Source organism: Candidatus Villigracilis affinis (assembly GCF_016705895.1).
In the GTDB taxonomy this organism is placed as follows: domain Bacteria; phylum Chloroflexota; class Anaerolineae; order Anaerolineales; family Villigracilaceae; genus Villigracilis; species Villigracilis affinis.
The window spans coordinates 139,415-164,891 of the sequence record NZ_JADJKT010000039.1 but is presented as its reverse complement, the minus strand read 5'-3'; the positions used below and the strand labels follow the sequence as shown (position 1 = coordinate 164,891).

Genomic DNA, 25,477 nt, shown 5'->3' with positions numbered 1-25,477 from the left:
GTATCAGGGAAGGAGATATCCTGGTGTCTGATACCTGCCGCCCAGCCCCGTTGCTTGTTGCATAATTTCCGAACTTCGGGCGAAAGATAGTCGCGAAAATCGGGATTCCGATTGGCAAATTATGCAGTACTTTGTATAACCCTAAATGGGGCGCAAGACACGGTCCTGGCGCAGCTGCTTGAACAGAAGTGCGCTTCCCTCGACCAGGGTTTCGCTGGCTGAATCCTGCCAGGCTTGTACGCCCAGGGTTTCCGGAGTGCGTTTTTCGTACCCGAGTTGTTTCCAGAGTTCATCTTGTGTGGCGAGCTCATTGAGCGGGAAGATCAGCGATGCTTCGCTTTGCAATTCACTTGATGCGCGTTCCACTTCCTTGATCAGCACTTCAAGCGCCTTTTGCGGATTGACATGTTCTTCAAGGAAGATATCTGTGGTGCGCGTTACGAGGTTTTCCACCTGCCAGCCTGCGATGCCGATCATCTTGCCATCAAGCAGCAGGAGCATGTAGGCTTTTTCGCCGAAGTCTTCCATCACATCTACAACGGTGACATTGCGTTTGCCCTTGCTCAGGCGTGTGATCAATTCGGCAATGGCCGGGGAGTGTTTCGGCTTGCCGCGTTGAACGGTGAATGTGCCGTTGGTCGTGACCGGTATTTTCGAGAGAGTTTGCTCGGTTTCCGTGGCTTTTGCCGCGCTGGCAGGGACGATCTCTTTCCATGCCGTGCTGACTTGTCCCCACAGATTTTCGAAGGAACCGGTGTTGGTGATGACGATATTCGCAACCGCCACCTTTGCGCTCTGCGCAGATTGCATGTGAATGCGCTCTTTTGCCTGATCGTGATTCAATCCGCGCTTGCGCATTAATCTTTCGATCTGGATATCTTCTGTGGCATTCGTTACCCAAATGGAATCGCAGACCTTGCGCAGGTCGCCTTCGAGTAATTTGATCGCTTCGATCACGATGACCTTCTGGGTCGACCGTTTAATGAGCATTTCAGTGGCCTGACGAACCAACGGGTGAACAATGCCTTCCAGTTGAGCCAACGCTTCCGAGTCGTTGAATACCAGATTTCCGAGTTTGCTGCGGTCGATCTCGCCGTCTTTGTTGATCAGCCATTTGCCAAATCTGTCGATCACCTGTTGATAGCCCGGAGCGCCCTTGGCATAAGCGCGATGCGTTAACGCATCTGCATCCACGGTATATGCACCGAGATGTTCGAGCATTTTTCGTACAACGCTTTTACCAGTTGCGATATTGCCGGTCAAACCAATGACAAATTTTCCAGGCCAGTTGCTCACAGCGTTTCCTTTGAACAAAAATTGAAATCCATCTCTATTTTAATATCTTTTTATGAAATGTCCACCTTTGGGAGAATTGCCAACGTATATCAAGTTTTCTCAGGTTGACTCTCATCCCCCCAGAGTGTATCATCGAATGACCTCAGGTTGATCGGGCAATCGCGGTCCTGCGTTGTCGGGATCGAGGAAAGTCCGCACTCCATAGAGCACGACGTCGGATAGCACCCGGGACGGGAAACCGCCGAGAGGCGTGAACCTGCCGGAAAAGGGCCACAGAAACAAACAGCCGCCCCGCCCTTACGGGCGGACGGTGATGGTGAAAAGGTGGTGTAAGAGACCACCGGCGTTTGCAGTAATGCAGGCGGCCAGGTAACCCCCGTCGGGAGCAAGGCCAAGCAGGGGCGAAATCGTCTGTGGACGATGGGAGACTGCTCGTCTCCGCACGTGCTCCTTCCAACCGTGGGAGGAGCCAGCCCCGGGTAGGCTGCACCGAGCAGCGCGGCGACGCGCTGCCCAGAGAGATGGTTGCACAGATGGCGCAAGCCATTGGACAGAATGCGGCTTATAGATCGGCCTGAGGTGTTCATTATTGATCGGGGCGGCTTCAACCCCGCCATATTTTTTTCAAAACAGCGTTGACCCATGCAAAAAAATCCGCGGCTTTCAGCCATCATCGACCAGCTCCTTCAAAGACCGACACCCCCCGTGTCGGTTCATGTTGTAGTGGGGGAACTGATTCCGTTTAGTGACGGGCAGATTTTCGCGCAATGGAAGGATAGTCCGCTTATGCACGTTGAGTTGACCATTCGCCGCATCCTGGCGGAACAGCAATGCATGGTGTGTTTCCAAAAATATCATCCTGCCCAGCGGGAGGTGGCCTGTCCGCATTGCGGGGCGCGGGGTGCGAAGGTCATTTCCGGGGAAGAGTTTTTTCTGGAATCGACAGAAGAGAAGTAATAGGTCTGTATTTGGCAACCCCTGAATTCATCACCCACTGGAGAATCTTTGGATATAAAAGGTAAGGTTGTGATCGTTACTGGCGCTTCGTCGGGAATTGGCGAGGCAACTGCACGTGCATTCGGGCGTGAAGGCGCGAAGGTTGTGCTCGCAGCCCGTCGCGTGGACAAATTGCAGTCCATTGCTCAGGAGATCAACGCAATGGGAACGGGTGCAGAGACTCTGGTAGCGCAGACCGATCTCTCCAAATTGGCAGATATTCGGGAGATGATCGCGCATACGCTAAAAAAATTTGGGCGTATTGATGTGCTGGTCAACAATGCCGGGATTGGCCGTTTGGACTGGCTGGAGAATCTTGACCCGCTCAAAGATATCCAGGCTCAATTCGACGTGAATGTCATGGGGTTGATCCAGTCCACGCGGCTGGCTTTGCCGACCATGATCGAACAACGTTCTGGCAGCATTATCAATATGTGTTCCATCGCTGGGTTGGTGGCCACACCTACGTATTCCATTTATGCCGCATCCAAACATGCCGTACAGGGATTTTCCGAAGCCCTGCGGCGCGAGGTCAAACCGTGGGGGATCGATGTCTCCCTGATTTATCCCGGTGGAGTCGCAACGGAGTTTGCCCAACGTGCCGGCGTCAGACGCAAGACCAATGCCAAAACACCAAAATTCATGCTGCTCACCGCTGAACAGGTGGCCGATGCGGTTGTGAGTCTTGTTCATCGTCCACGTCGTATGCGGATCATCCCGTGGTTGTGGGGCGTAACGGTATTGCTGAACAAACTCCTGCCCGGCTTTGTAGATGCCACCACGATCAATCGCTTTACCATTCCCGAGCGAAAAGACGAATTGGCTGCCTGATGACGCGAAAACAAATTTGTGGAATAATACAACAAATTTGTTACATCCCTTTTCTGGAGAAAAATAATGGGTTTCCTATCTGGTTTGTTCGGGCCATCAGTGCCCAAACTTGGGGCGGTTGAAGTAAGCGAAAAGCTGAAATTTGGAAAACATCCGATATTGGTCGACGTGCGTCAGCCCGATGAATTTCGACAGGGGCATATTGCGGGCGCGAAGTTGATTCCGCTGGGTGAATTACGCAAACGGATGAAAGAACTGCCGCAAGGCCGTGAGATCATTTGTGTGTGCGCTTCGGGGAACCGAAGCAGTTCTGCTGCAAAACTGCTGGCAAAAGAAGGCTACACCGTTTTTGATCTGCAAGGCGGCATGCTTGCGTGGCGTCATGCGAAACTGCCTGTGCAAAAAGGATAAGAAAATTTCTGTTGTCAGAAATCAACCGACTCACCCCGGAATTGATACTCCGTGAGTGAGTCGGTTTAAGAACAAATGGAATGCGGATAAACACGGAATTTTGTCGGCGTTTATCCGCATCCCAAATTAATCTGCCTGCCTTTGGTTTTACTCCCCCGAACCCGCCTCTTTGATATCCTTCAAATTCAATTGATAACCGATGCGCCCGTTATATTCATTCACTTCATAGGTGAAAAGAATATCAACACGCGGCGGCATTTTCTTGTGCCAATCGCCAAGCTTGAATCCGATGGCGTCGTGAGTATAGCCTTTTGCGTCTTCGAGGATCAGCTTCAGATGTTTTGCATCCGAGCCAACAGTGCGCGCACTCTTCACCTTGATATTGCGCGCCACAAATGCCGCATTCGGATTCCCGTACCCCGTAGGTTCAAGATATTTCAACGCTTTTTCGAATAACTCCGGGCGGACATCCACAAGCGAGACGACCGCATCTGCCGTAACTGTGGGCCTGAGGTCTTCATTCGACAGTTTATCAGCGGCGATGGTTTTTAATCGCGCTACCAACTCGGACAGATTTTCATTCCGCACGGTGAAGCCCGCCGCCGCCGCATGGCCTCCGTGCCGAACAAGCAAGTCTGCACATTGATCCAGCGCTTCGGTGATATGAAACTCAGGGATGGAACGACACGAGCCGCGTGTTTCCTCTGCACCTTTAAAGGCTACGATGGATGGGCGGTAATAGGTTTCCGTCAGACGCGAGGCGGCGAGTCCGACCACGCCCGAGTTGAAATCTTCATGCGCGGCAAAAAGTAGAAAGGCATTCGGGTCATCATTCATTGCCATTTCTTCGGCGCGGCTTTGAATTTCACGGGTAATGCGTTGACGTTCGCGGTTTTGCAAGTCCAGTGTTTGCGCGAGTTCGCCTGCGCGGAAGACATCCTTTGTCGTCAGCAGCTCGAAGGCGGCCAGCGCTTCTTTTAATCTACCCGCCGCATTCAAGCGTGGACCCAGCGAGAAGCCGATATGCCCTGCATTAACCTTTTCCAGCTTCACTGCCGAAACAGCGGCAAGTGAGAACAATCCCTGCCTCAGGGTTTGTTTCATTTGCCTGAGCCCTCTGCGCACCAACATACGATTTTCACCAACGAGTGGAGCCAGGTCTGCCACGGTGCCCAAGGCTACCAGATCCAGCAGGGAATCGAGATGTGCCGACAATGGTTTGCCTTGAATGCTGAAAAGCGCTTCCGCTATTTTGTAGGCAATTCCCACGCCAGCCAGGTCTTTATCGGGATAAAGATCGCCATGTTGTTTGGGGTTGATGACGGCCAGCGCAGAGGGCAGGTCGCCTTCTGCGGGGTGATGATGGTCACTGATAATCAGATCCAGGCCGAGGGTTAGAGCATGAAGCGCCTCATTTGGGGAACGAATGCCGCAGTCTACGGAGATGACCAGTTTCACGTTGTCCGCTTTTAGTTTATCCATCGCCTCGTTGTTGAGACCGTAGCCTTCTTCAAAGCGGTTGGGAATATAGCCGCGCACATCGGCATTTAAGTATTCGAGCGCCTGAACGAGCAAAGCAGTGGCGGTGACACCGTCTACGTCGTAATCACCATAAATGGCGATGGGTTCATGCTTGTCAATGGCGGTTTGGATGCGTTCGATCGCCGCGCGCATCCCGGTCATTTGAAATGGATCGTTGTCGAAATCGGGTTTGGCGTTCAGGTAGGCGCGCGCTTCGGCTTCGGTTGCATAGCCGCGGTTGAAAAGGATCTGCCGCAAAATGGGTGGAAATACATATAAAGCAGAATCAGCCTCAGGCGTGATGGGAGGCGGGACGATCCAGCGTTTGGTGTTCGATGTGTCAAGTGTCATATAAAAGTTGTGAGGCTTGGAGTATAAACGTTCATACAGGCTCGTGGAAGGGTGTTGTATAATTTGATCGTTACTAAAGGAGCTAACAATGAAGGCACTTGCATACGATGAGAAAATTGCAACTGTAATGGTGTACACCAATTCCATGTTGGTGCGTGGGGATGTGGTCGCGAAGGAAAATGTGCGTGTGAGTATCTGGCTTCGGACTCAGGGGGTTCCAAATTATATTCATCTTCACGGGGCGCAGGTGATTTCCTTCAGCGGTGGGGCGCCGAAGACCTCTTCCCAGAACGAGATCTTTATCCCTACCGTACAGGTAAATTCCTTTCATCTTGCGCCGCCCACCCATGACCCGCTCGATTACGACGCCTCTGAATTGAACCGCACGATGCAGCTGGCGAATGTGATGGTCGGCTCGTTTAATTTCAAGGGGAAAATGCGAATCTCCACCCAAACCGATTTTGGTACAAGCCTGGATGTGATGCGCGCTTCGTGGGCCTCAGTTTATGATGTCGAGATCACCAACCCACTTCTGCCGCAATTCAACCTGCAGGTGCCCATGCTGCTGGTGAACCCAAGCCACGTAATCTTTGGTTTGGTGTAAAACCACCCCGGGCAAATTGAAATTACATATTGGCAAAACAAACCTCAATGGTATAATGCGTACGCTTTCGGGGTGTGGCTCAGACCGGTAGAGCGCACGGTTCGGGTCCGTGAGGTCGAGAGTTCAAATCTCTCCACCCCGACAAGTAGTTCTAAGACTCCCAACCCGAGGGAGTCTTTCTTTTATTACAGGCTATTCACTGAAAGAAAAAATCGTTTTCTCTGGTAAAATATGCCCCTGTGTTTTCAGCTCGCAAGCGCACTCTGCCTGTCTGAGACACAACGTGCCCTGATGGGTATCAAACATTCTAAAGGAGTAAGTAAAACATGGTTCGTCTTCGTTTACGTCGTATTGGTCTCAAAGGCCAACCCACGTACCGCATCGTCGCTGCGGACAAGGAATCCCCCCGCGATGGTCGCTTTTTGGAAATTTTGGGCGTGTACAATCCGCGCACCAACCCCGCCACGATCAATCTCAAGGAAGATCGCATCTTCCACTGGATGAAGAACGGCGCCCTGCCCACAGAATCTGTTGCCCAGGTTTTCAAGGCATCCGGCACCCAGGCTCGTTTTGAGCGTTTGAAGAAGGGTGAGGCCCTCGAAGCGCTCGTCGCTGAAGCGGCTGAAGCCCAGACCAAGCGCGCAGCCCCCGTCAAGACCCGCAAAGACTAAAGCTTTCCCAAAGAGCAGGTAACCACAGGGCGCATGGATGCCACAGAGAAGACGTTGTAAAAATCTTTTTTGTGCTTTCCAGCACTGTCCGTCAGGATAAGTGTTTGAGCTCTGTGGTTATTTTTTTATCAAGGCAGGTAAATATAATGAAAGAACTGATCGAATATATTGCCAAATCCCTCGTTGATCACCCTGAAGATGTGCAGGTGCGCGAAAGCGGAGGCGGTTCCCGCGTCCGCATTGAGCTCAGCGTCTCGAAAGATGACATGGGACGTGTGATCGGCAAAAGCGGCAAAGTGGCGAATTCCATCCGCACCCTGTTGAAGGTGGCGGCTGAGCGCTCTGGCAAACAAGCCACACTGGATGTCATGGAACCCCAATGACGGCGAAGCAAAGATCTACAACACAATCTGAATCAGGCTCGCCCGCGGGCGAGCCTGTGTATTTGGTGATCGGCTACCTGCGCCGTCCGCATGGCATTCACGGCGAGATCATCATGGATCTGCATACCGATTTTCCCGACCGCATCAAATCGGGGCGCCAAATATTTATCGGCGATAAACATCGCCCCGAAACTTTTGGCGGCGTCCGCGAGCACGGTGATGGAGTACTCGTCAAATTTCGCGGAATAGAAACGCCTGAAGATGTCGGCCGATTTCGCAATCAGTGGGTGTATGTCAAAGCATCCGAAGTTCCTCCGCTGCCTGAGGGCAAATACTATCAATACGAAATGATCGGGCTGGATGTAATTGACGACGGCGGAAATCCGCTTGGCAAACTCGAAGAGATATTGGAAACGGGTGCCAACGACGTTTACATCGTCAGGGATGAATCTGGCAAGGAGATTCTCCTGCCCGCAATTCCCTCGGTCATTCTGGACCTGGATATGGGTCGGCGAATACTGAAAGTTCACCTGCTCGAGGGATTGTAAGAGCAGGACTGTTACGGGGAACAAATGGACGATAGAAAATACTGGGTCGGCTTCAATCTGATCAAAGGTATTGGCGCAGTACGAATGCAGGGATTGGTCGCATATTTCGGCGACCTTGAATCTGCCTGGGGTGCTGATCCTGCTGGTTTGGCTGAAGCAGGCCTGGGTGCGAAAGTGATCGAGCGCGTCCTCGCAGCGCGTCAAAAAGTGGACCTCGATCAAATCTGGAACAGGATCGAATCGCAGGGGATCAAAATCCTGACATGGCAGGACGAGCAATATCCATCCCGATTAAAAGAAATTGACCAGCCGCCGCCCGTCTTATATATTCGCGGTGAATATCTGCCCGATGACTTGTTTGCGGTGGCCATCGTCGGCACGCGGCGTGTTACCCCGTATGGGCGGCAGGTGACCGAGGAAATTTCATCCTTTCTTGCCGCAAACGGCATCACCGTGGTGAGCGGACTTGCCCGCGGTGTGGATGCAATCGCGCATCAAACTGCATTAAAGGCAGGCGGAAGAACCATCGGTATTTTAGGCAGCGGCGTAGACAAGATCTATCCGCCCGAGCATCAAAAGCTCGCCGAGCAAATGATGGAACGCGGCGCGGTCATCAGCGATTATGCGCCCGGCACGCCGCCGGATGCTTCCAATTTTCCACCGCGCAATCGGATCATTTCAGGGTTGTCATTGGCGGTGGTTGTCATCGAAGCGGGGGAAACCAGCGGCGCATTGATCACTGCCGAATTTGCCGCCGAGCAGGGACGCGAGATCTTTGCCGTGCCGGGCAGTATTCTTGCCCCGCAAAGCAAGGGCACGAACAAGCTGATCCAAAATGGGGCACAGCCTCTGCTGAGTGCAAACGACCTGATGCAGGCTTTGGATATCACCCGCATCGGTGAGCATAAGACTGCGCGAAAGATGCTGCCAGCCGATGAGACCGAGGCGCGTTTGTTGAACGTCCTTGGCGGGGAACCTTTGCATGTGGATGAGATCCGCAATCAAACTGATTTGCCCATTGAGAGAGTTTCTGCTACACTGGCGCTCATGGAGTTGAAAGGCATGGTGCGCCAGGTAGGTGGTATGAATTACGTATCTGTGCGCGAATCGCAATCAGAATATAAAACTTGAGGAGCATCGTTTCGAATTGCATGAAGCACAAATTAGAAATAGCATGTGATTTGAAACGCCCGAAAAAATATGGAACATACATATGCAGTGATCATGGCTGGCGGAGGCGGCACTCGCCTTTGGCCTATTTCGAGAAAAGAACGCCCGAAGCAATTATTGCCGTTACTTGGTCAGGAAACTTTATTTCAAAGCACGGTAACACGTTTGAAGAATATGTTTCCGTATGAACGCATTCTGGTGGTGACGGTGGAGGAGCAGGCGCGCGAAATGCGCTTGCAGGCTCCTGAAATTCCCGAAGAAAATTACATCATCGAGCCTGCGCCGCGTGGAACCGCTTCGGTGGTTGGTCTGGCGGCGGCGGTTTTACACAAGCGTGACCCTGAAGCACGGATGGCGATCCTGCCGTCGGATCATTTCATCCGCAACCGCGACCTGTTCCACTATTTGCTCAATGCTGCGTTCGATGTGGCGGAAAATGGATACCTGGTGACGTTGGGAATCACACCGACCCAGCCTTCCACAGCGTATGGCTATATTCAGCAGGGCGAGCCGTTGAACGGCGAATACAAATATCCTGCATACAATGTAAAGCGTTTTGTGGAAAAACCCGATGAGCTTACCGCGCAAAAACTGCTCCATACCGGTGACCATTCGTGGAACAGCGGGATGTTCATCTGGCGCGCTGATACAATCCTGGGCGAGATCGACAAGCAGATGTCTGAATTAAGTGCAGTACTGCAGAAGATCGCGGCCGCCTGGGATACCGACCAACAGAATATGATTCTGGATGAGAACTGGCACACCCTCAAGACAGAAACAGTGGATTACGGTATTATGGAGCACGCCGAACGAGTGGCGGTTCTTCCTGCGGGTGGGTTGGGCTGGAGCGACGTGGGGATGTGGTCTTCGCTGTTTGAAGTGCTTTTGCCCGATATGAATGGCAATATTTCAACGAATAGCAGCCTGCATCTGGCACATGAAACTTACAATACGCTTGTTTATGGCGGTAATGGTGACCGTTTGATCGTGACCATCGGTGTGGAAAACATGGTCATTGTGGATGGCGGAGATGTGGTGATGATCTGCAAGACCGATCATGCGCAAAAAGTAAAAGACGTGGTTGGGCATTTGAAGAAGCACAATCAGGAAAAATACTTGTAATAAAAAATGCAGGAGATCGCTCCTGCATTTCAAGTTTTATGGGGATTTTTCGATTTTTGAGGCTTGGGAAATTTGCCCTTCAAAAATTGCATTTGATATATTTCGGAAAATTGCGTAGAATGCGTCTCCAGCATGGAAGAAACCAGGCTTTGACAAACAGACGCATTTTTGCGTGGAGGATCGATGGAAGCTTATTGTATGAAGTGTAAGACAAAACGGGAGATAAAAGACCCAGTTGCGGGATTCAACGCAAAGGGTTCTCCTGTTACAACGGGGGTGTGCCCTGAATGCGGCACAAAACTCTATCGCATGGGAAGGACCGACGCCCACGCGGATATGGTCGCGCCCCCGCGCCCCGCGAAGGTGGTTGTGCGCGATGGAAAATTGGTGATCGTCGAATCGCCCGCAAAGGCAAAGACCGTTGGGCGTTTTCTTGGCAAGGGATATACAGTCCGCGCATCGGTGGGACATGTGCGTGACCTGCTCAAATCGCAGTTGTCTGTGGATGTGGATAATAATTTCGAGCCGAAGTATCGCGTTCCAAATGAAAAGAAGGATGTGGTCAAGGAGATCAAGAAACTCGCTTCAACCGCCGAGGAAATCTATCTCGCAACAGATCCTGACCGTGAAGGCGAATCGATTTCCTGGCATTTGGCGGAAGCCGCGCAGATCGATATGGAGCGCGCCAAACGCGTGGTCTTCCATGAAATTACCGCGCCTGCCGTGGCAGAAGCGTTTGCGAATCCGCGTGAGATCAACATGGACCTGGTCAATGCCCAACAGGCACGCCGCGTGTTGGACCGTCTGGTGGGTTACAGCATCAGTCCCATTTTATGGGAGAAGGTGCGCGGACGTCTGTCAGCGGGGCGCGTGCAATCGGTGGCTCTCAGGCTCATCGTCGAACGTGAACGAGAGATCGATGAGTTCAAACCCGTTGAGTATTGGTCAATTCACGCTGAGTTAAAGCATGGGAGTGCAAAGTCCTCCTTCCTTGCCAAACTGGTGCGCGTTGACGACAAAGAACCGGAACTTCCAAATGAAGAGACGGTCAAACCGATTCTGATCGACATGGAAACCGCCGCGTATGCGGTGACGAAAGTCAAACGGGGCGAGCGCAGGCGGAAACCATCCGCGCCGTTTACAACATCCACTTTACAGCAGGAAGCCTCACGCAAACTTGGCTTCACTGCCAAGCGCACGATGGGGCTGGCGCAGGGATTATACGAAGGCCAGGATGTAGGCGAAGGCGGTACGACGGGTTTGATCACCTACATGCGTACCGACTCGATGAATGTCTCCACCATCGCGCAAAGCGAAGCGCGTGAATATGTGACGGGAAAATATGGCAAGGATTATCTGCCTGCTGAAGCGCCCATTTATAAGACCAAGTCTGCGGGCGCGCAGGAGGCACATGAGGCCATTCGTCCGACCTCTGCCATGCGTGACCCTGAAAAAGTAAAAGAATACCTCGACCCTGCCATGTTCAAGTTGTACCGTTTGATCTGGCAGCGTTTTGTGGCTTCGCAAATGGAATCGGCCGTGTTCGATACCTTGCAGGTGGAAGTGACTGGGAAAACCGCGGCGCATGAATATCTTTTGCGCGCTTCCGGTTCTGCAGTGAAGTTCCCCGGCTTTTTGGTTGTATATGAAGAAGCCAAAAATGAAGACGTGAAAACGGAAGAAGACGAAGAGAACGTTAAAATTCCCGCTGGTATCGCCGAGGGACAGGAGCAGGAATTGGTGCGGCTCATTCCCGAGCAACACTTCACCCAGCCGCCTCCGCGCTTTTCAGAAGCCTCCCTCGTGCAGGCGCTTGAAGAAAATGGAATCGGACGTCCGTCGACGTATGCGCCGACGATCTCCACCATTCAACAGCGTGGTTATGTGGAGCGCGTCGAGAAGCGATTGATCCCAACGGATACCGGCTTGCAAGTCAATGACTTGATGGTGCAATACTTTCCCGAAGTGGTGGATTTCAATTTCACCGCGCATATGGAGGAGGATCTTGACAAGATCGCCTCAGGCGAGATGTTGTGGACCGACGCCATTCGCGAGTTTTACGAACCGTTTGCTGTTGATGTGAAAAAGGCGCAGGCGGAAATGCCTGTCACCAAATCGGGTCCTGAACCGATTGGCCGTGCCTGTCCCACTTGTGGGAAGGAATTGGTCATCCGCTACGGGCGCTTCGGGAAATTCATTTCATGCAGCGGCTTCCCTGAATGCCGTTACACCGAACCCTGGCTGGAAAAGATCGGCGTCTTTTGTCCGAAAGATCACGGCGACCTCGTTGAGCGCAAGACCCGCAAGGGACGCACGTTCTTCGGTTGTATGAACTATCCGAATTGCGATTTCACTTCATGGAAGAAACCGCTTGCCATTCCGTGCCCCAAGTGCGGCGGTCTGTTGGTGATCGCCAACAAGCGCGAAGCCCAATGTACCAATTGTTCCGAATCCTTCCTGCTGGAAGAGATCGTGCCTGAAACGATAGAATAAAAAATGACAGTCACCCGCTTTGCGAGGTGACTGTCATTTGAATGAAGGAGAAGAAAATGCACTTTACGCCACCCCCATATCTCGACCCGGGCTCCGGGAGTTTCATCATTCAAATTTTGATCGCCGCTTTGCTCGGCCTGGGTGTTGCCCTGCGCGCTTCGTGGAGCAAGATCAAGGGATATTTTGGAGTCAAGCCAAAAGCGGAAGAAGAGGATAACGACTCGGCCGATGCAAGCGACTGAAAAACTTTCCGCTTCTTTTCGTGACCCGAGCGGGTTCCTGTTTACTAGAAACGGGATCCTGTACCGACAGATCAACCGCGCCTATGAAAAAGATTACGCGCGGTTGATGGATTCTGGGCTGTACGATAAGCTGGTCAAGGCTGGGTTGCTGATTCCGCATGTTGAGACCGATCAGGCCCCAGCGGACGCGCAGCGCGATGCGGCTTTTAAAGTCATCCAGCCCGAGCGTGTGCCGTTCATTTCCTATCCGTATGAATGGTCATTCAGTCAGTTGAAAGATGCGGCGCTGGCGACCTTGTCCATTCACAAACGCGCGATCAAGATGGGAATGTCGTTGAAGGATGCGAGCGCGTATAACATTCAATTTGTGCGTGGCAAAGCAACATTGATCGACACACTTTCTTTTGAAGTTTATAAAGAGGGTGAGCCGTGGGTGGCGTATCGTCAGTTTTGCCAGCATTTTCTCGCGCCGCTTGCGTTGATGGCTTATTGTGATGTGCGCCTGAGTCAGTTGATGCGCGTGTATATCGATGGTGTGCCGCTTGATCTGGCCAGTAAACTTTTACCAGCAAAAACAAAATTTAATTTTGGTTTGCTCACGCATATCCATGTTCATGCCAGCGCGCAAAAGCGTTATTCTGACAAGGCGATCGAGCCGCGCAAAGGCGCAATGCGAGTGAATCAGCAGGCAATGATTGGTTTGATCGAAAGCCTTGAATCCGCTGTAAAAAAGTTGACATGGAAGCCTGCAGGGACGGAGTGGGGCGACTATTACGAAAATACAAATTACACCGATGGCGCGTTTGAACACAAGAAACAACTTGTGCGCGAATGGTCGCTTGAAAAGAAGCCCGCGCTGGTTTGGGATTTGGGCGGCAACACGGGTGTGTTCAGCCGTGAGGCGGCATCATCGGATGCGTTTACGGTTTCATTTGATATTGACCCCGCCGCAGTGGAACAAAATTATCGGACGGTGAAATCGAAAAAGGAACAGAACATCCTGCCGTTGGTTTTGGATCTGACTAACCCCAGTCCATCGCTGGGTTGGGACCATACCGAGCGCGATTCTTTCGGTGCGCGCGGCCCTGTGGATATGGCGCTGGCGCTGGCGGTCATTCATCATCTCGCCATCTCGAACAATGTGCCGCTGTCCCAATTGGCGTCATTTTTTGCGGCGCGTTCCAAATGGCTTGTCATCGAATTCGTCCCCAAATCTGATTCGCAGGTTCAGAAATTACTCACCTCGCGCGAGGATATTTTCCCGAATTACACCCGTGAGGGTTTCGAAAAGGCTTTTTCCACCTGCTTCACTATCCACAAATCTGAGGTCGTGCGGGATTCGGAACGCATCCTTTATTTAATGGAAACGCGGTAACCATTCTGATATGTGGGCATGAAAAATTGGATGTATAATTGCATAAATATCATCAAACAAGGAGCCTCACATGCAGTTTGTTGTTGCGTTTCTAAAAAAACTGCCCGCCCTTCCAATCGCTTTGTTTGTTGGCGGATTGGTTTTAGGATTGCTGGTCGGGTGGGTGATCTGGCCCACGGAGTACATTAATACAACACCAGACTCTCTGCGCGCAGACTTACAGGAAGATTACCTGCGCATGGCGATCGACTCCTATCGGATTGACCCAAATCCAGACCTTGCCATTCAGCGCTGGTTTAATCTGGGGGCAGGTGCCCAGCAGGCGTTCGCGAGTATTCAGGCCAATCCAGGTAAACTGGATCCCAACACGATCAAAGTCTATGGCGAAACGATCAAGAAGATTCTTGAATCAGGGGCTTTGCCGCCGACGAATCCGGGAAGCGGCTCCACGCTCGTTAAGACAATCACTCTGGCTGTTGGTGGTCTCGTACTTTTAGGCTTACTAGGATATGGCGGTTGGTATTTGTATCGGTTATTGGGCAAACGCGGCAGCGGCGAAGTGACCCCCACGATGCAGGCTGCTGAACTTAGCCGCAGCGCTGAGAAAACCAATTTCGAACAGCTTGGTCTGGCTCCACCCATTACCCAAACCATGACCACGTATGTGCTTGGCGATGACCTGTATGATGAATCATTCAGCATCGATACACAGGCTGGCGAATTTATGGGTGAGTATGGCGTCGGTGTTTCAGAAGCCATCGGCGTGGGCGAACCCAAGAAGGTCACCGCGCTTGAGATCTGGCTCTTCGACAAGAACGACATCAAGACCGCCACAAAAGTATTGATGTCTCAGCATGCGTTCAATGACCCGGCGATTCGTGCCCGCCTCGAACCTAAGGGTGAGTTGATCCTCGTCGAGCCGCAGGCTCAGGTGCTGTTGGAGACTGCCACCCTGCAGCTTCTTGCAACTGTCGTTGACCTTGAATATGGTCACGGCCCGCAGCCATCAGACAGCTACTTCGAGCGCATCACCCTTGAGTTGGCGATCTGGCCGCGACAGGGATAAATCAATAAAAATAAAAAGCCGCTTCCATTTTTATGGAAGCGGCTTTTTGGTTAACACTGTTCTTGCGAGAACCAATCTCGCTTTTTCGTGATCGACTACTCGATGCTGATGATCTTGAATTTGATCTTCCCGCCGGGAGTCTCCGCCTCGGCGATCTGACCGACCTTTTTATCCATCAATGCGCGGCCGATGGGGGATTCGTGCGAGATCCTTCCGTTGCGCGGATCGGCTTCGGTGGCGCCGACCAGGTGATAGGTCTCAGGGTCAAAATCGGCTTCCTGAATCGTCACGCGTGAACCGATCGAGACCACATCCCTGACCTGTGAGCTATCGATAATAACGGCGCTCCTCAGAATGGATTCGAGTTCTTGAATGCGGCCCTCAAGAAAGCCCTGATCCTCCTTGGCTTTGTGGTAATCTGCGTTTTCCGAAAGATCGCCCATTTGAATGGCCGAGCGCAGGCGCTGGGAAAGTTCCTCGCGCTTTGCTCCCTTGAGTTCCTGTAATTCGGCAGTAAGCTTTGCTTCGCCTTCGGGGGTAAGGTAGTTGGTATGTGACATATAAATCGCTCCTTTCTGAAATTGTTATATTGGATGTGAGGGAAGGAAAAAAATACTTTGTTCCCCCTTGATTGAAAAGTTAAGGCTTTTCAGAGGGGTTGAACAGCTTTTGATGTTCTTCAACGGCATAGCGGTCGGTCATGCCTGCAATGTAATCGCAGATGGTGCGTTCGAGTCCGCGCTTTTCGATGAAGAATTGGACATGATCGGGCAGCATCGACGGCTCTGCCTGATAGGCATGGAACAACTCGGAAATGACACGCTCCGCCTTGGTTTGCATGCGCACGACACGGTAATGGCGGTAGAGTTTTTTATAGAGCAGGTCTTTCAATTCGCGGTTGCGGCGCTGCATTTCTTCGCTGTAGCCGATGATGTTGTGTTTGAGCTTTTGAATATCCAGCGCGGTTTTCACCTTGCTGTCTTTGATGCGGACGTCTGTGGCTTGCAGCATATCTGTGACCATCAGTCCAACCAGTTGACGGATCATGCGATGACGTTCCATTTCGCTGAGGATGTGTCCTTGCCACTTGTAGGTCTCACGCAGGATCTCCCACAGGGAAATCCCTTCGAGGATTTGAGGGGTGATCATGCCCGAGCGCAGACCATCATCAAGGTCATGTGTCGTGTAGGCAAGTTCATCGGCGACGTTGGCGATCTGGGTTTCCAGGTTTCCGCGCAGGTCAGGGCTGAAATCGCGGGCATCGGAAATGTCATATTCCGATTCATGTTTGACCATGCCCTCGCGCACTTCCCAGGTTAGATTCAAGCCAGGGAATTCAGGATACCGCTGTTCGAGTTCGGTCACGATGCGCAGGGATTGTTTGTTATGGTCGAACCCGCCGACTTCCTTCATTAATCTTGCCAGCGCGATCTCGCCTGAATGCCCAAATGGCGAGTGACCGAGATCGTGCGCCAGACAGATGGTCTCGACCAGGTCTTCGTTCGCTCCCAAAGCGCGGGCCAATGTCCGACCGATCTGGGCAACTTCCAGCGTGTGGGTGAGGCGGGTGCGGAAGTAGTCGCCTTCGAAATTGATAAAGACCTGTGTCTTGTATTCCAGTCTGCGGAATGCGGTGGTGTGCAGGATGCGGTCACGGTCGCGCTGAAAGGACGTGCGGTAATCTGGTTCGCTATCCAGATAGGCGCGGCCCTTTGAGTCTTTGCTCCGCATTCCATACGAGGCAAGGCTTTTATCTTCTATCTCTTCAAGCTGTAGACGGGTAAAAAACATGATCCTCTCTCTGCTTTAGACGAAACTGTCATTGCGTGCTTTGAGGATTCTCAAGTTCTACGCAATGACATTTTTTGTGGGGCGAGAGGGGGTCGAACCCTCACGGTATCACTACCGACGGATTTTAAGTCCGTTGCGTCTGCCGATTCCGCCATCGCCCCGGTGGTTCATATTTTACCTTAATTTCACTCATATGCTTTCGAAGTCGATGGCTTTGAGGTTTTTAATTCTGCTTGATTCGACGATCGAAAACGATGGTCGTTTTTTAAGTTGCACTTTGGTATAAAATAGAGTAAATTTACACCTAGCACGTACGTTCTAAAGAAAGGCTCTAAGGTTTCCCCCATGGGGATTTTGTAAACCTTTGGAGTCTATAATGAATTTATGGAGATCCCTCATGGCAGACTCGAATTTTTACCTTGGCCGTTTGGTGGATGCAAAAACCGCCAAGCCTACAACCACCACCGTTGAATATGACCCCGCAGATCTGACCACGCATGCCGTTGTAACAGGCATGACAGGTTCAGGTAAAACAGGTTTGTGCGTTGCCCTGCTTGAAGAAGCTGCACTGCAAAATATACCTGCCATCATTATTGATCCCAAAGGCGATCTGACCAATTTGCTTTTACATTTCCCCGATCTGCTTCCGCAGGATTTCCAACCGTGGATCGATCCTGAAATGGAACGCCGTACGGGCAAATCGATGGAAGAGATCGCCAACGAAGCCGCTTCCTCATGGCGTAATGGATTGAATGAATGGGGCATTGGCCCAGACCGATTGTTGGCTCTAAAAAACGCCGCACAATTTGCCATCTACACCCCAGGCTCTGACTCGGGTATTCCTGTCAGCGTACTCTCTTCACTCGCCGCACCAGGCTTGGATTGGGAGAGCAACCGCGAGGTCCTGCGTGAACGAATTTCCAGCACCGTCACCGCCTTGCTTGGGCTTGTTGGCATGAACGATCTCGATCCGCTTCGCTCGCGTGAACACATCCTGCTTTCCAATATTTTCGAAGCGCATTGGAGCGAAGGCAACGATCTCGATCTCACTGAATTGATCCTGCAAACACAAACCCCGCCGTTCCAAAACCTCGGCGCATTTCCTGTTGATACATTCTTCCCGCCCAAAGACCGCATGGAACTTGCGATGGTCTTGAACAACATCCTCGCCGCGCCTGCGTTCGAAACCTGGCGTGAAGGCGAGTCGCTTGACGTACAAAAATTGTTGTTCATGCCCGATGGCAAACCGCGCCATAGCATTTTCTACCTTGCGCATCTTTCTGATGGCGAGCGCATGTTCTTTGTCACGTTGCTGCTCTCCGCCGTTGAAACATGGATGCGCACCCAAAAAGGTTCATCTTCTCTGCGCGCCTTGCTTTACATGGATGAGATCTACGGCTATCTTCCGCCCACCGCTGTGCCGCCTTCAAAAGGTCCGCTGCTGCGCATGTTGAAACAAGCGCGCGCCTTCGGCCTCGGCCTTTTGCTCGCCACTCAAAACCCCGTGGACATGGATTACAAAGCCCTCTCGAATACGGGCACGTGGTTCATTGGCAAACTTCAAACTGAGCGTGACAAGAATCGACTGCTCGATGGCCTCGAAAGCGCCGCAGGCGGCATTCCCCGCGCCGCCATGGACAAACTCATTTCCTCCCTCGGCAAGCGCGTCTTTGTGATGCACAACGTACACGAGAAAATGCCTGTGCTCATGCAAACCCGTTGGGCGATGAATTTTCTCGCGGGTCCCATGACCCGAACACAGATTCCTGATCTCAACCTTCTGGCAGACGCTGATTCAACGCGTCAGACTTTACCTACACCTGCTCCTGTTTCGAGGAGAGAGTCAGCGCCTCAGCCTTCTGTTGAATCGTTCCAGCCTGTCTCGATTCCATCATCACAACCTGCCAACGTTCAACCTGCAGCCTTCCAACCTTTCACCCCACAGCCTGCAACCAACAACCGTCAACCGCAAACTACCAACGGAACTTCCACCAAACCTTCTCTCCCCGCAGGCATTCGCGAATACTTCCTTCCGCAAAATTACAGCTTGCCCGAAGCGTTTCAATCTGCACGGCGCGCCATGCCCCCGCAAGCCATGATCCAGGGAATCGTGTATCGCCCATCCCTGCTGGCTTCCGCGCAGGTTCGCCTGCTCGACCGCAAATATGGCGTGGACTCGGAAATTACCCGCGCCGCACTCGTTGACGTATTGGATCGCCGCGGTATTGTCCGCTGGGATGAATTTTCCTACGGCGGCCCTTCATTGGACAAGGTCGAATCCATGCCTGTTGCCTCGGCCCGCTTCGGCACCATAGACTCGCCGCTCAACGACTCGAAATTGATGACTGCCCTGCAAAAAGATTTCACCGATTGGGTCTTCCGTAGTTCCGAGGTCACTGCGCGCGCCAACGTTAAATTGAAAGTGTTTGGCGGTCCCGATGTCAGTCAGGCTGAATTCATGAAAGCCTGTGCAGATTCCGCGCGTGAAGCGCGCGATGCCGAGATTTCCAAGAAGACCGCTGCCATTGAAAAGAAGATCAACTCGCTGCAAGATAAACTCGCGAAGGAAGAACGTGAACTCCGCGAAGATCAGGCGGACCTGACCAATCGCAACATGGAATCAGGTGCGAACCTGCTTGAACTGGGGGCGGGGTTGGTCGGTTTTGGACGTAAGAAGAGCGTTTCCACGCAATTCACAAAGCATCGTCTTGCTCAAAATGCCAAGGCCGAAGTTGAAGAATCGGAAGACGCCATTGCCCAATTCAAAAAAGACCTAAGCGCCCTGATGCGCGAACGCGATGACATGACCACCGAGATCAATAACCGCTGGGGAAGCCTGGTTAACGAGATCAGTGAAGTAGCGATCAAACCCAAGAAGACGGATATTTACGTCAACCTTTTCGGTGTGGCCTGGAAACCGTACTATCTGATTCAATCCGGCGATGAGGCCATCGAGCTCCCTGCTTTTGGCGCGGAGTAAATCTTCATCTTGAGCAGATCCGCACGTACTTTCTTTTGTGCAGTGTAGCCGGAGGACGGTTTTCCAAGAACGCCCTCGCAAGGATATGAATAATGTAAATAGTGACGACCTCAGGTCGTCACTATGCATTAAAGGACAAAATAAAATGAGCATTTTCATTCTTCTGCTTGCAATGACCCTTTGGGGAGTTGTACATTCATTTCTCGCCTCGCATTTCGTCAAAGGGATGATCTCCCTGAAAGCGGGCGGCGCGGACTTTTACCGCCTTGCCTACAACATTTTCGCCGTCGTCAGTTTTGCGCCGATCCTGTATTTGATGCGGACTTTGCCAGATCAAGCGGTGTACCAAGTGCCCTCCCCGTGGAATTTGGTGATGTTCGGCGGGCAATTATTTGCCATGCTGATGCTGTTGATCGCTTTTCTGCAAACAGACTCGCTTTCTTTCGTTGGGCTGCGTCAGTTATTTGAAAAGGAGAAATCTGGCGACCTGGTCACACGCGGACTGTATCGGATCGTGCGTCATCCGCTTTATACGTTCAGTCTGCTGTTCGTTTGGCTTACGCCGTCTGCCTCACAGAATTCGCTCACAGTTTACATCGGCGCGACGCTTTATATTTTGATCGGCACTTATTTCGAAGAAAGAAAGCTCCTGCGCGATTTTGGCGAAGCTTATGCAAGCTACAAACGCAAAACACCGATGCTGATTCCAGGGCTTGTTTTTGGGAGGAAATAACAACCTCTATTTGGACGCAGATGAACGCTGATAACAGCAAAATCAACATAAAAACATATCTCACCTCGAAAAAAAATCTGTAGGTGAGATATGTTTTTTGATAAGGGGTGGAGAATGTCTGGGTCGATGGAGCAGGCGTCGGCTATAGTGTGAAGCGTGGGTTTCATCTACTGGCTTCTAATCCTTTTTTGCGCCCCTCGTTCAGCGCTTTGTAATTCTCGGCATAGAACTCGGTGTAGCCGCATGCACCGCAAACATCGGCGCGGAAATGGCTTTGCTCACTTTTGGGAATCCACACAAAAGGTTTCTTTTCAGGGTCAGGCTCAATGACGCTGACGTAGGATGGGTGACCTTCTCCGCCGCGAACACTGAGTTGGGAAATGATCTCGTCAGAGTTGCATTTCGGACATTGTTTCATCATTTTATCTCCATGTGGGTTTTGCTATTTGAAGAGTGTTGTCAGGCTGGCGAACACGCCGATCAAAACAGGGAGCATGGTGATGAGAATGATGAACATGACAAAGGCTGTGATACCGCACCCGATCCACATCGACATGCGTGTGACGCTTTTGACGGTTTCGTTGGCCTGAGCCATCATCGGCGCGTACATTTGTTGGACGCTTTGTGTGCTGGATTGGACAAATTGCGAACGTGCGAGATGATCCACGGTATAAGTCGCCGAGGACTCATTGTTGCCTGTCAGCGCCATGTATTTTTTTACAGCTTCCGCCTTGTTCCCATTTTGTGCCAGTTGCACGACCTCGCCCCATTGCGTGCCAAAACCGACCATGGCATTCGTATCGATGCCTGAAAAAATATCGGTTTGTGGAGCGCTGGCGGTTTTCTTTTGCATGCGCAGGCTTTCGGGAACAACCACTGAGCTTTTGCAGTATGGGCAGCTCATGGTGCTTTCACCAGTCGGCGGTGCGAGCGGGCCGCCGCAGGCGGGACATTTCAATAATTGCATACTTTCAGGCATTGGAACTACCTCCATAAATAAAATGAATCATAGATAACGATGCGGTATTATCATCCGCTTTTTTACTTTTCGTAACCATACAAAGGTAGGACTATTTGGTAAACTACCTCTCGATGAAACGCTTCGTCACCCGCTTTCTGACCCTGACCATTTTCCTTGCTGCCTGCACCCGCTCTGTAGTGGATTCCTACACCCCGATCCCTTTATTTGAGACGGAACAGCCGATCACTCTCACCCTGAGTCCTGTTCCTGTTTCGACAGAGACAGCTACCCCGTCATGTGGTGATGCGCAAACCAGTTTGAGGATTATGCCGCTTGGTGATTCCATCACCTACGGCGAAGGGGATCCAGACCGCGGCGGCTATCGCAAAAGACTGAGCGCCCTACTGACAAATGATAAATACGCGTTTGATTTCGTCGGCTCACAAAGGAGCGGGGAGGCGATTCTTGCAGACCCCGATAACGAGGGGCATCCAGGCTGGAGGATCACCAATATCAAGGAGGCCATTGATATGGATGGCTGGCTTGAAACCTATCAGCCTGATGTGATCCTCTTGCACATTGGGTCGAATGACCTTCGGCACGGGAACGGGATTTATGTCCGCGATAATCTTTCAGTATTGCTCGATGACATTCTGATCCGCCTGCCAAATACGCATGTGATCGTGGCGCAGATCATTCCCACGCGCTGGGGCTCCGAAGTGGACCAAAAAATTTATAACGATGCGATCCCAAATGTCGTTGCGGCGAAGGGTCCGCAGGTTTCAGTCGTTGACATGCGCGACATTTTGGTCAAAGATGATTTCATGACTCTGTATCATCCCAACACGAATGGCTATGACAAGATGGCAGTGGCTTGGGTAACTGCCATTCACGCGTTGGATTTGGCGACAGACTGTCTCACTCCGTAGGAACCGTTGCACAATATAAAAAAGACCCTGCCATTTAGGCAGGGTCTTGATCGATTATGGAAGTGTTGTCGCCAACTTGGGCAGCGATTGCAGGTAGGCCCACAATGCTTTCAATTCATCGTCAGAGAAGAACTTGTAGTGTTCCCACGGCATTTGTGCGGGATCCAGCTTATGTCCGCTCTTGGCTTCGCCTTCGCGGATGGCTTTGATGAAATCCGCTTCTTCCCATGCGACCAGTTCACCGCCCGGGGTCAGGTTGGGTGCATTGATCGCCGAGGGATCAGCGCTTTTTCCGCCAGAGAGTGCTGGGCCGTGGCAATCGCGGCATCCACTCACATTGACGAGGTACTCGCCATATTCAGCAGTGACTCCTGCGGGCGGGTATGAAACATTCTCCAGTGGGTTGTCGAGAAGATATTCGGCAACTACGACACTGTCGCCAAACACACCTGCGCCCATCAGCGCCTTACCAAGCGGGTTGAAACTGGGTTCACGCGTCTCATTATCAATCGGCGGCAGGGTTTTTAAGTATGCGATAATCTCGCCAAGGTCTTCATCACTGAAATGCCTGAAAAATTGCGCAGGCATGATCAACAGACTATCTCCTTCTGAACCGACACCATGACGAAGCGCACGGACCCAGTCCTCATCTGTGAATTCGCTGCCAACCCCGCCTTTGCCTGATGTCAAATTCTTGGCATCAATATACCCGAAAGGCGCAGCGAAGAATGGACCGCCCGAAAGGTCATGGCCATGGCAGCCGATGCATTCTGCCATCACCCAATGTTCTCCGCGCGCAACAGCCTCCGCATCGGTGGGGATGGTGATCTTTTCAACCTGTGCATCATATTTTTTATTCAACATGGAATTGCCCTTAAGCATCAGCCCAAGGAAGACGAGAACGATCAAACCGATCAAACTACCCAGCACGATCCCAAACCACTTAAAGAACTTTTTCATACTTGTCTCTCTCCTCATTACTTATAAGATGGTTACCGAATTGATAATACAACCGTTTCTGTCTAATTTCAAGTACTGGCTTGTGAAAACATCCACGTGAACTTGCATGTTTGAAAAACTCGCCCTTGAAAAATCGATTTCAGGGCGAGTCGTTCTTATGCCATTGAATTCTCCACAGCCTGGCCGTAGAGTTGATGATATACAGCATCCATATCGCCAGCGTCCAGCATCGCGATGCCGTTTTGCTCGTAAATGCCATGCTGGCTGACATCGAGCGATGAATGAAACACCGCGAGAATCCTTTCGGGATCATCGTCTGCGGCGATGCGGTTGATCGAGACGGTGTCACATTCCAGACAGGCATGGACCAGCATCAACTCGCCTCGTGGACTTAACTGATACTTGTTCCTGCTCCTCTTCATGGTCAGCCCGATGGGATTCATCGGCGCTTTACAAGCTGAGAGGCGGTCACCTGCGGAATATAGATCGAGGTGACGCGACCACAAACAATAGGGACAGTGGTTGCGATTGTTGACTCCGGAAAGCATCTGCATGCTGGAAACAAGCGCGTGGCAGTTGGCGCACCTGAAGTCTCCGAAGGAAGCCAGTGAATGATTTCTCATAGCTCCTCCCGCAGGCGCAGATAACTTTGATAGCGATACGGGTTGATCTGTTCCGACACCACTGCCTTACGAATGGCACAGCCGGGCTCATGGTCGTGCTGGCAGCTCAAGCCAAATTTGCATTGACCCACGTAGCGTTCCATCTCGGGGAAGAGCGAGGCGAGGTCTTCGCTGCTGATATCCCACAAGCCGAACTCACGCATCCCGGGCGTATCCACCAGCATGCCGCCGAAATCCAACTCGAACATTTGCAGATGACTGGTGGTGTGGCGGCCTTTGCCAACGTCACCCTGACTGACTGCTTTGACGCGCAAGCCAAGACCGGGCTGAAGCGCATTCATCAAAGATGTTTTGCCTACACCGGATTTGCCGATCAGCACAGACATGCGCCCGTGCAAGGCTTGTTTGAGTTCCTCGAGCCCGTCTCCTGTGGATGAACAAACCAGGTGAATTGGGTACCCAATGCGTCGATAGATATCCAGATCCTTTTCGAGCGTTTCGTTCTTATTAGCCAGATCCATTTTGGTAATGATGATTCTGGATGGCAGCCCGGCCGCCTCAGCCGTAACCAGATAGCGGTCGAGCAGTCCCCACTTTGGGGTGGGGCTGGCGGCAGCAAAAACTGTCAGCACCTGGTCTGCATTCGAGACAATGACCTGCTCAAAAACGCGTTGACCGGGAACTGGCATCGGGCGAGAAAGCTTGGAGCGGCGAGGCAGGATCTCGGTAATGAGACCGCGGCCTTGTCCTGCATCCAAAAAGCGGACCTGGTCACCGATCGCGATCGGGTCAATGTGTTCGATCTCGCGCACGGCCTGCACTCGGTGCCTCAGCGAAGTCGGATCGGCGGTGGGATAGATCAGTTGTTTATGTAAACGGGACGAGAGTTCGCAGTCGATCTCCTGCCCGTTGGTGTGGACGGTGTAATGTCCGAGAGATTTTCGAAAAACGATGCCTAGATCGTTTTCGTTTGTCATATTCATTGTATAGAGTTCCTGTAAACATATTCTGTTTCTGCAGAACATGGGTAATTTTAGAAATAATCGGTAAATGTTTTTCGTGCGTACATACGCAGACAGAGATCGAACGAGGGGAGAGGGTTTGGGTCACTTGTGCTGACATATAATTTTTCCTTTCAAAAAATAAAAACCTGCCACGGAAATTTCCCGTGGCAGGTGGTTGCTCAACTCGCGAGCGTCTGTTCCTGAATTTGCTGAATGCGCAGTGAAGAGACGCGGCTGTTGTTCCTGAGTGCCGCAAAAAACGGCAACAAAAAAGCCACGGACATAGGAACGTCCGTGGCAGAAGGTCTACATTAAATATAGATTCTTACTGCTATGCAGAGACGCGCCTATAGGATTGCTCGCAAACAAGCACCGATGCCATATTTAACATAAAACGCGTCTCCTTTCTTTTGAAT

General features: G+C 51.7%; 25 protein-coding genes, 2 tRNA genes and 1 other RNA gene. 18 read left to right on the top strand and 10 right to left on the bottom strand.

The features are described from left to right. Nucleotides 1-141: 141 nt before the first annotated feature. A complete protein-coding gene (gene coaE, locus IPI86_RS22110; RefSeq protein ID WP_345300195.1) occupies nucleotides 142-1,296 on the bottom strand; it encodes a dephospho-CoA kinase in 1,155 nt (384 codons plus the stop codon). Nucleotides 1,297-1,439: 143 nt separating this feature from the next. Here coaE and rnpB point away from each other — a divergent pair. The 4 genes from rnpB (at nucleotide 1,440) to IPI86_RS22090 (ending at nucleotide 3,534) form a co-directional block, all read left to right on the top strand. Further along, nucleotides 1,440-1,877: RNase P RNA component class A (gene rnpB / locus IPI86_RS22105), an RNA gene on the top strand. A 61-nt stretch (nucleotides 1,878-1,938) separates the two neighbouring features. Beyond that, a complete protein-coding gene (locus IPI86_RS22100) occupies nucleotides 1,939-2,253 on the top strand; it encodes a hydrogenase/urease maturation nickel metallochaperone HypA (RefSeq protein ID WP_345300194.1) in 315 nt (104 codons plus the stop codon). Nucleotides 2,254-2,301: 48 nt separating this feature from the next. Next, nucleotides 2,302-3,123, top strand: coding sequence for an SDR family oxidoreductase (locus tag IPI86_RS22095; protein WP_345300193.1), 822 nt, complete (start codon nucleotides 2,302-2,304; stop codon nucleotides 3,121-3,123). Nucleotides 3,124-3,189: 66 nt separating this feature from the next. After that, the gene (locus tag IPI86_RS22090) at nucleotides 3,190-3,534 is read left to right on the top strand and encodes a rhodanese-like domain-containing protein (protein WP_345300192.1); all 345 of its coding nucleotides are present in this window, start codon (nucleotides 3,190-3,192) and stop codon (nucleotides 3,532-3,534) included. 147 nt (nucleotides 3,535-3,681) lie between these two features. On the opposite strand, the gene recJ is transcribed toward IPI86_RS22090, so the two are convergent. Then, entirely contained in the window at nucleotides 3,682-5,406 is a 1,725-nt protein-coding gene (gene recJ / locus IPI86_RS22085) for a single-stranded-DNA-specific exonuclease RecJ (RefSeq protein WP_345300191.1), read from the bottom strand. An 88-nt stretch (nucleotides 5,407-5,494) separates the two neighbouring features. Between recJ and IPI86_RS22080 the strand changes: the two genes are divergently transcribed. The 11 genes from IPI86_RS22080 (at nucleotide 5,495) to IPI86_RS22030 (ending at nucleotide 15,080) form a co-directional block, all read left to right on the top strand. Further along, nucleotides 5,495-6,010 carry a hypothetical protein gene (locus IPI86_RS22080; protein WP_345300190.1) on the top strand — a complete coding sequence of 172 codons (516 nt, stop codon included), beginning with the start codon at nucleotides 5,495-5,497 and terminating at the stop codon, nucleotides 6,008-6,010. 68 nt (nucleotides 6,011-6,078) lie between these two features. After that, nucleotides 6,079-6,152: transfer RNA gene (locus IPI86_RS22075), tRNA-Pro, on the top strand. A gap of 184 nt (nucleotides 6,153-6,336) precedes the next feature. Beyond that, nucleotides 6,337-6,681, top strand: coding sequence for a 30S ribosomal protein S16 (gene rpsP, locus IPI86_RS22070; protein WP_345300189.1), 345 nt, complete (start codon nucleotides 6,337-6,339; stop codon nucleotides 6,679-6,681). Between the two features lie 146 nt (nucleotides 6,682-6,827). After that, nucleotides 6,828-7,064 (top strand): KH domain-containing protein, encoded by a 237-nt coding sequence (locus IPI86_RS22065; protein WP_345300188.1) that lies wholly within the window; start codon nucleotides 6,828-6,830, stop codon nucleotides 7,062-7,064. Then, nucleotides 7,061-7,612, top strand: a complete 552-nt coding sequence (gene rimM / locus IPI86_RS22060) for a ribosome maturation factor RimM (protein WP_345300187.1) — start codon at nucleotides 7,061-7,063, stop codon at nucleotides 7,610-7,612. The genes IPI86_RS22065 and rimM overlap by 4 nt, the downstream gene beginning before the upstream one ends. 24 nt (nucleotides 7,613-7,636) lie before the next feature. Continuing rightward, the gene (gene dprA / locus IPI86_RS22055) at nucleotides 7,637-8,743 is read left to right on the top strand and encodes a DNA-processing protein DprA (RefSeq protein ID WP_345300186.1); all 1,107 of its coding nucleotides are present in this window, start codon (nucleotides 7,637-7,639) and stop codon (nucleotides 8,741-8,743) included. A gap of 69 nt (nucleotides 8,744-8,812) precedes the next feature. After that, nucleotides 8,813-9,904, top strand: a complete 1,092-nt coding sequence (locus tag IPI86_RS22050; protein WP_345300185.1) for a mannose-1-phosphate guanylyltransferase — start codon at nucleotides 8,813-8,815, stop codon at nucleotides 9,902-9,904. Between the two features lie 198 nt (nucleotides 9,905-10,102). After that, on the top strand, nucleotides 10,103-12,397 hold the full coding sequence (gene topA / locus IPI86_RS22045; RefSeq protein WP_345300184.1) for a type I DNA topoisomerase: 2,295 nt from the start codon (nucleotides 10,103-10,105) through the stop codon (nucleotides 12,395-12,397). 56 nt (nucleotides 12,398-12,453) lie between these two features. Continuing rightward, a complete protein-coding gene (locus IPI86_RS22040) occupies nucleotides 12,454-12,639 on the top strand; it encodes a hypothetical protein (protein ID WP_345300183.1) in 186 nt (61 codons plus the stop codon). Further along, nucleotides 12,626-14,014 (top strand): class I SAM-dependent methyltransferase, encoded by a 1,389-nt coding sequence (locus tag IPI86_RS22035; protein ID WP_345300182.1) that lies wholly within the window; start codon nucleotides 12,626-12,628, stop codon nucleotides 14,012-14,014. The genes IPI86_RS22040 and IPI86_RS22035 overlap by 14 nt, the downstream gene beginning before the upstream one ends. Before the next feature lie 70 nt (nucleotides 14,015-14,084). After that, on the top strand, nucleotides 14,085-15,080 hold the full coding sequence (locus tag IPI86_RS22030; RefSeq protein ID WP_345300181.1) for a hypothetical protein: 996 nt from the start codon (nucleotides 14,085-14,087) through the stop codon (nucleotides 15,078-15,080). A gap of 95 nt (nucleotides 15,081-15,175) precedes the next feature. Here IPI86_RS22030 and greA read toward each other — a convergent pair whose 3' ends face one another. From greA to IPI86_RS22015, 3 genes are all read right to left on the bottom strand, one after another. After that, nucleotides 15,176-15,640 (bottom strand): transcription elongation factor GreA, encoded by a 465-nt coding sequence (gene greA / locus IPI86_RS22025; RefSeq protein ID WP_345300180.1) that lies wholly within the window; start codon nucleotides 15,638-15,640, stop codon nucleotides 15,176-15,178. Between the two features lie 79 nt (nucleotides 15,641-15,719). After that, complete coding sequence (locus tag IPI86_RS22020) at nucleotides 15,720-16,871, bottom strand: deoxyguanosinetriphosphate triphosphohydrolase (protein WP_345300179.1); 1,152 nt, start codon at nucleotides 16,869-16,871, stop codon at nucleotides 15,720-15,722. Nucleotides 16,872-16,948: 77 nt separating this feature from the next. Further along, nucleotides 16,949-17,032, bottom strand: a tRNA-Leu gene (locus IPI86_RS22015). 236 nt (nucleotides 17,033-17,268) lie between these two features. Here IPI86_RS22015 and IPI86_RS22010 point away from each other — a divergent pair. Continuing rightward, nucleotides 17,269-19,851: a DUF87 domain-containing protein gene (locus tag IPI86_RS22010; protein WP_345300178.1), complete on the top strand. Its 2,583-nt coding sequence runs from the start codon at nucleotides 17,269-17,271 to the stop codon at nucleotides 19,849-19,851. A gap of 145 nt (nucleotides 19,852-19,996) precedes the next feature. Next, nucleotides 19,997-20,584, top strand: a complete 588-nt coding sequence (locus IPI86_RS22005; RefSeq protein WP_345300177.1) for an isoprenylcysteine carboxylmethyltransferase family protein — start codon at nucleotides 19,997-19,999, stop codon at nucleotides 20,582-20,584. A 163-nt stretch (nucleotides 20,585-20,747) separates the two neighbouring features. On the opposite strand, the gene IPI86_RS22000 is transcribed toward IPI86_RS22005, so the two are convergent. Then, the gene (locus tag IPI86_RS22000) at nucleotides 20,748-21,005 is read right to left on the bottom strand and encodes a hypothetical protein (RefSeq protein ID WP_345300176.1); all 258 of its coding nucleotides are present in this window, start codon (nucleotides 21,003-21,005) and stop codon (nucleotides 20,748-20,750) included. A 21-nt stretch (nucleotides 21,006-21,026) separates the two neighbouring features. Beyond that, nucleotides 21,027-21,563 carry a hypothetical protein gene (locus tag IPI86_RS21995; RefSeq protein ID WP_345300175.1) on the bottom strand — a complete coding sequence of 179 codons (537 nt, stop codon included), beginning with the start codon at nucleotides 21,561-21,563 and terminating at the stop codon, nucleotides 21,027-21,029. A gap of 95 nt (nucleotides 21,564-21,658) precedes the next feature. Between IPI86_RS21995 and IPI86_RS21990 the strand changes: the two genes are divergently transcribed. Further along, entirely contained in the window at nucleotides 21,659-22,474 is an 816-nt protein-coding gene (locus IPI86_RS21990; protein WP_345300174.1) for an SGNH/GDSL hydrolase family protein, read from the top strand. A gap of 54 nt (nucleotides 22,475-22,528) precedes the next feature. Here IPI86_RS21990 and IPI86_RS21985 read toward each other — a convergent pair whose 3' ends face one another. From IPI86_RS21985 to rsgA, 3 genes are all read right to left on the bottom strand, one after another. Then, nucleotides 22,529-23,434 (bottom strand): c-type cytochrome, encoded by a 906-nt coding sequence (locus IPI86_RS21985; protein ID WP_345300173.1) that lies wholly within the window; start codon nucleotides 23,432-23,434, stop codon nucleotides 22,529-22,531. 155 nt (nucleotides 23,435-23,589) lie between these two features. Next, nucleotides 23,590-24,057, bottom strand: coding sequence for an RNHCP domain-containing protein (locus tag IPI86_RS21980; protein ID WP_345300172.1), 468 nt, complete (start codon nucleotides 24,055-24,057; stop codon nucleotides 23,590-23,592). Then, nucleotides 24,054-25,034 (bottom strand): ribosome small subunit-dependent GTPase A, encoded by a 981-nt coding sequence (gene rsgA / locus IPI86_RS21975; protein ID WP_345300171.1) that lies wholly within the window; start codon nucleotides 25,032-25,034, stop codon nucleotides 24,054-24,056. Before rsgA ends, IPI86_RS21980 begins: the two co-directional genes overlap by 4 nt. Between the last annotated feature and the right edge of the window lie 443 nt (nucleotides 25,035-25,477).